Origin of the sequence: Aquimarina sp. I32.4 (genome assembly GCF_002924285.1) — a bacterium.
In the GTDB taxonomy this organism is placed as follows: domain Bacteria; phylum Bacteroidota; class Bacteroidia; order Flavobacteriales; family Flavobacteriaceae; genus Aquimarina.
In genome coordinates this window covers 1-4,033 of record NZ_PGUB01000191.1, presented here as the reverse complement: position 1 = coordinate 4,033, position 4,033 = coordinate 1, and the positions used below count along the sequence as shown (strand labels likewise).

Annotated in this window: 3 protein-coding genes and 1 rRNA gene; all 4 read right to left on the bottom strand. The window is 32.6% G+C overall.

Annotated features, from left to right (window positions below; all coding sequences use genetic code 11):
• Positions 1–341: 341 nt before the first annotated feature.
• Positions 342–1,211, bottom strand: coding sequence for a sugar phosphate nucleotidyltransferase (locus CVD18_RS21655; RefSeq protein ID WP_103867549.1), 870 nt, complete (start codon positions 1,209–1,211; stop codon positions 342–344).
• A 14-nt stretch (positions 1,212–1,225) separates the two neighbouring features.
• Positions 1,226–2,299 carry a galactokinase family protein gene (locus CVD18_RS21650; RefSeq protein WP_103867548.1) on the bottom strand — a complete coding sequence of 358 codons (1,074 nt, stop codon included), beginning with the start codon at positions 2,297–2,299 and terminating at the stop codon, positions 1,226–1,228.
• A 53-nt stretch (positions 2,300–2,352) separates the two neighbouring features.
• Positions 2,353–3,720 (bottom strand): Gfo/Idh/MocA family protein, encoded by a 1,368-nt coding sequence (locus CVD18_RS21645; RefSeq protein WP_103867547.1) that lies wholly within the window; start codon positions 3,718–3,720, stop codon positions 2,353–2,355.
• A gap of 227 nt (positions 3,721–3,947) precedes the next feature.
• Positions 3,948–4,033: ribosomal RNA gene (gene rrf / locus CVD18_RS21640) — 5S ribosomal RNA — on the bottom strand; the annotation flags it as partial.

Sequence of the window (4,033 nt, the reverse complement as noted above, 5' to 3'; positions counted from 1 at the left end):
TGAAACCATTTAATGGAGTGGCAACTAAATATCTACAGAATTATATGAACTGGTTTATGGTCTTGGAACGCATAAAAGAGAATAACCAACGTCTCAAATCCTTTGACTACTATGCCCTTGCTGGACAAAATGCATGGCAAATTTGGAAAACAACAACTGAATCAGTCATATAGTAGAATATAGCCAAAAGAAACAACTAATCTTATATTGTTTTTGCTCAAAAAAATAATAAAAATGATTTGTCATTTTCTGAAATATTTCAAGAATTAGAATTCAAGAATAATAGCCTTTTTAATAAATTCATAAAAACACATACATCAAAATTAATTTACCCTATTACCTCAATCCCAATTCATATCTACATATTCTTTTTCTATATATTTTTTTAAAATAGCAATATCCTCTTTTGAAGTTAGATCTGGCACATGTTCTGAAATTGGAATACCTATAACAGATTGTTTATTTTCTTTTACCATGTTTAATAAAGCTGTGGGTAATTCTTTTTCGTTTCGTTTTGCGCTTACAGGACAATTATCAATATAATCCTGAAACATTGCTCCATTAAATTTGAATACATTCATACTTACTCTAAGCTTATCTTCTTTATCCTTATATCGCTGACTATCTATCACTGATGGTTTCTCGATTATTTTTTCTAAAAAACCTTCATTATCCAAAGACACCAATGCAAATTGAGCTATACGCTCTATTGGGAACTGCAATGCATCTCTATCATAACTCATAAATGCATTAGGGTGATTTATTTCTCGTAATGCTTGTAATGCTTCTATTGAATATAAATTATCACTATTACATACTGTATAGCTATCATTTCTTAATTGTGGATATTGAATAATTGCTTGACAAAGTGCATCTGCTGTACCAAAAGGTTTGACTCTATTTTTTGGTATGTATTGTACCGCATAATTAATCCTTAACCCATGAAAGTCATTTCCTTTATCCTCTGCCCCATAAAACTCCTTCATCAACCCTCCATTCTCTCCTATAACAATAAAAATTTTAGTATATCCAGATTTTTTGGCATTATATAATAGGTAATCCATAACAGGTCTTCCTGCTGCATCAATACTAATAAGAGATTTTGTTCTTGTATTTGCTTGTACTGTTAACTCACTACTAAGTCCTGTTGTTGTTTCTTTTTTCATTCTAGAAGAAGCTCCTCCTGCCAGAATAATTAAATTTTCATGCATATTCCTTATTTTTTTTAAACAACTCTAGCACCTGCATCTACACTAACAACATATGCAGCTTTACCTTCTTTTTCAATTGCTTCAATAACAGTTTGTTCTTTGTTTTTTGGAGCTAGCGCAACAATACTTCCACCACCACCAGATCCCACTATCTTTACTCCATATGCTCCAGCTTCTATAGCTCTTGCTACCATATTATCTATTATAGGTACTGTTATTTTAAGAATATCTTTGAGCACAAGATGGTGTTCATTCATTAGATTCCCAACATACTTCATATCGGGACACTCTTTTTTTAGTTCCTCTAGTGCTTTCAAAGTGATTGAATGATTTTTTAGCGCTGCAAAAAAATAAGGCTTCAATTCTGTTGGAACGTATTTCTCATAGTCATCATATTCTTCTAATTTTGTTGCTTTCAAGTCAAAATCAGGAATTTTATCAGCTATATACTCAATCGCTTTTAATGCTTTTTCTTTCCTATCTCCCAAAGTACCTATGGTCTCTTTTTTTACTCCAGATTCTCCTACAATCAACCCTGACATACTATTCTTAATAGTATGATAAGACGCTTCTTTACTTGTATCAATAAACAAAACATTACCTATACCTATTGAATATTGATCCATAAGTCCTCCTGGTTCATTATGTTCTAAAACCTCTGCTTCATATGCAATTCTAGCAACTATAACTGGGGTGATTTCCTGGTTTGCTCCAAATACTTCTAACAAAAATTTTATCCAAGCTATAATCAATGCAGACGAACTAGAAACTCCCGCATTAAGTGGCAAATCACCTTTTATTACAATATTGTATCCTTTATCAGGAATACAGCCATATCGTCTCAATACCCTTAGAGATGATGCAAAATAATCTCGATACGACATTGTTTCAAACTTATCGTGTATATGAATATCTCTTACCTCTCCTATATCAGGTAATTGTATCTTGAAAAACGTTGTATTATTATCTACAGCGTCTAGTTTGATATACCTATCTATTGCACATGCTATTACAGGTAATTCTAAATAATCCTGATGATCTCCAAACAAGCATGTTCTACCTGGGGATAGTATTTTTATTTTTTTCAAAACCTCTTTCTAATATTAATATCTTATCTTAATCGTAATTTATTTTTTATTCATCAATAAGTATCTTTAATCCAGTTATAAGGTTTTCTTTTTACCCATAACCCTCTGGTAAAATCAGGAAAATCTTGTGGTTCACCATTATTTTCTATAGAAGCTTCTGATAATGGCGTAATAGAACTCCACGCTGCTGCATCATATACATCCAATGGTGGAGCAATTTTTTGTTTCGCTGATTTTATAAAAGCATTTATCACAAAAAAGTCCATTCCACCATGTCCAGCTCCCATTGCATGTTCCCCATATTTTTTCCATAATGGATGATCATATTTTTCTAGCCACGTATCTGCTTTCTCCCATCTGTGTGGTTCTGATTTCCCTTCTACATATATTCTATTTCCATCTACCTCCCATAATCCGTTTGCTCCTTGAACTCTAAATCCTAATGAATAGGGACGTGGTAAATTACAATCATGAGTTACTATTATTGTTTCTCCCATTGCTGTTTCTATGGTAGAGGTAATAACATCTCCTTGTCTAAATTTTACTTTGGCATTGGGATGCTCTTCTCCCCCATGTTTGACTATATAATTGTGTAATCCAATACTTTTTGTAGCATTTGATGTTATTGACGAAAATCGATTTCCTCTATTTATATTACACATTGTAGCCATTGGCCCTACCCCATGTGTTGGATATACATCTGCATTTCTAACTACAGAATGTTGTGTTCTCCATTTTGATTCTGAAATACCTTTTTCTCCAAATTCAACCCCTTTTCCGTAAGCAGTCTTTCCATCATTTAATTTTACAAATCGCAAATCATGTTGATATCCGCATCTAAAGTGTACTAATTCACCAAAAACATTTTGTTTTACCATATTAAGTACTGCCAAAATATCTCTTCTATAATTTACATTTTCTAAAATCATAAGATGAGTTCCTGTCTCCTCATGGGTATTAACTAAATCCCAGCATTCTTCTAATGTATTGGCCGCAGATACTTCTAATCCAGTGTATATCCCAGCTTTCATGGCTTCTTTTGCCATTCTAGTATGCCACAACCAAGGAGTTGATATAATTACGGCATCTACCTCTTCAAGATCAAGAAGATTTCTATAATCATACTCATTTTTAGCAAAAACCTTTGGCTTTTCTTTTCCTGCTTTATCAATTGTTTCTAAGGATAAATCTATTCTTGATTGATCAATATCACAAATTGCTGTTACTAATACATCATCTCTTAACAAAACATTTTTCAAATGATTGGTTCCTCTTAAGCCAACTCCTATCAACCCCAGCTTGAGTTTATCCTTTTGGGTATTAAATTGATTACCAAAACCTACTGTTGGCAATACCGAAATACCCGCTCCTACTATTGCAGTTTGCTTAATAAAGTTGCGTCTTGATTTTTGTGTGCTCATTCTATTTCGTTTTCTGTAATATTCTTTAAATATAACAGAAAAGCTTATAGTTAAAAAGATGTCTTTATTTATTATTTTACTATTTATATGAAATAGTCTAAAGTAATCATGAGTATAGCTTCCATCTTATGATCAATAAATTCACATAAAAACTAGTATTCTATTTTATACCTAGGGTAAGATTAGGGCATAAAAAAAACCCTTCATATTTTTATGAAGGGTTTCAAGGAAGGCGACGACCTACTCTCCCACGATTGTAGTACCATTGGCGCTATCAGGCTTAACTTCTCTGTTCGGAATGGTAAGAGGTGAG

Bases quoted from the DNA above. Each gene is read 5' to 3' on its own strand.
- CVD18_RS21655 (WP_103867549.1), bottom strand. From the start codon at position 1,211: ATGCATGAAAATTTAATTATTCTGGCAGGAGGAGCTTCTTCTAGAATG.
- CVD18_RS21645 (WP_103867547.1), bottom strand. From the start codon at position 3,720: ATGAGCACACAAAAATCAAGACGCAACTTTATTAAGCAAACTGCAATA.